Annotated in this window: 1 protein-coding gene and 1 pseudogene; both read right to left on the bottom strand. The window is 75.3% G+C overall.

The features are described 5' to 3' along the window. Positions 1-199, bottom strand: a pseudogene (locus DLJ47_RS03205) (hypothetical protein); the annotation flags it as partial. A 16-nt stretch (positions 200-215) separates the two neighbouring features. Next, on the bottom strand, positions 216-845 hold the full coding sequence (locus tag DLJ47_RS03200) for an RNA polymerase sigma factor (protein ID WP_109898616.1): 630 nt from the start codon (positions 843-845) through the stop codon (positions 216-218). Between the last annotated feature and the right edge of the window lie 678 nt (positions 846-1,523).

Genomic DNA, 1,523 nt, shown 5'->3' with positions numbered 1-1,523 from the left:
GCCCGGCGGCGCGGGCCGCGCGGAAGGCGGCCAACGCCGCCTCCTCCCCGGCCAGCTCGCCCGGGCGGGCCGGGGCCGCCGCCGCCGACAGCAGCCGGGCGAGCGGATCCGTGCCGGCGGGAGCGCCGGGGCCGGCGGCGTCGAGCAGCCGATCGGACTCGGTGCGGTCGGCGGGCCGACCGGACCGGCGCAGACTCATCCTGAATCCCTTCACGTCAACCGTCCGCCGGCTCGGCGTGCGGCGCCTGCCGGCGCCCGGTACGCGGACGGGGCGCAGCGGGGCTCTTTAACTCGGCCGACCGGTCGGCCGGGTCGTGGCGTTCCATCAGCGCGGCCAGCCGCCGCAGCCCGCGGTGCGCGGCGGTGCGCACCGCGCCCGGCCGCCGCCCGAGCACCCGCCCGGCGGTCTCCGCGTCCAACCCGATGACCGCGCGCAGCAGCACGGCCTCGGCCTCCCGGGGCGGCAGGGTCGAGATCAGCGCCAGTGCCGCCTCGGTGCCGATCGTCTCGCCGGCCCGCTCGGCGGTGTCGGCGTCGCCGGCCAGTTCGCTGAGCGCCTGCACGGGTACCGGCAGAGACGGGCGGCGGCGCTGCCGGCGCAGGTGGTCCATGGCCCGGTTGCGGGCGATGGTCACGGTCCAGGCGCGGAACTCGCCGCCGGTGAAGCTGGGCAGGTCGCGGGAGATCTGCAGCCAGGTCTCCGAGGCCACGTCCTCGGCGTCCGCGCCGACCAGCGCGGTGAGGTAGCGCAGCAGGCCCGGCTGGAGGCTGCGGTAGAGGAAGCGGAAGGCGTCCTCGTCGCCGGCCTGGGCGGCGACGACCGCCTCCGTCAACTCACCGGACATGGGTCCGCCGGCTCCGGGGCCCGGGCATGCCACAGCGGCGCACACCGGACCTGGCGTGCGCGACGCCAGCCCGGTCCGGCAGCCGGACCTGATCCCGCACCCTCAGCCCCCCGCTGACCTGTTCGCACCCCCGACCGTAGTGGCCCGGGCGGTATGTCTGGACACTCGCCACGGCGCGGCCGGCGGCGGTGCCGCGGCGGGGCCGTGGGGCGGGCCCGAGTTCGGCTAACGCTAGGAGCCGAGGGCCGATCCGACAAGCCGGTGACGGTGGGGAAAAGAGTGAGATTTATCTGGCCGAACGGCCGGCGAGTTGCTGTAACACAATCGGCGATCGAGACGCTCCGACACCAGGTACGACCTGGTCGGCACGGCCGGGCCGGCCGTTCGCCCAGTCCAGCGCGGACGCGGACGGGCATGGTCACGGATCGTTCCGGTCCGGTCACAGGATATCGGAGGAGATCGAGATCTCGCCGCCCCGCCGGGCGGTCCCCGGCGGTCGGGGGCACACCGGTCGCGACGCGTGCTTTCCGGCGGCGCTGGGTACGGTATGGCTGTGTTGTCATCGGAGGTCGTGCTCAGCGGCCGCTACCGCTTGGACGAACGTGTCGCCACCGGCGGCATGGGCGACGTCTGGCGTGCCTCGGACCTGGTCCTCGGTCGTTCGGTAGCGGTGAAGGT

The organism is Micromonospora sp. S4605 (assembly GCF_003176715.1).
In the GTDB taxonomy this organism is placed as follows: domain Bacteria; phylum Actinomycetota; class Actinomycetes; order Mycobacteriales; family Micromonosporaceae; genus Micromonospora; species Micromonospora echinaurantiaca.
The sequence above is the reverse complement of the archived record's forward strand: the minus strand, read 5'-3'. Positions and strand labels throughout refer to the sequence as shown.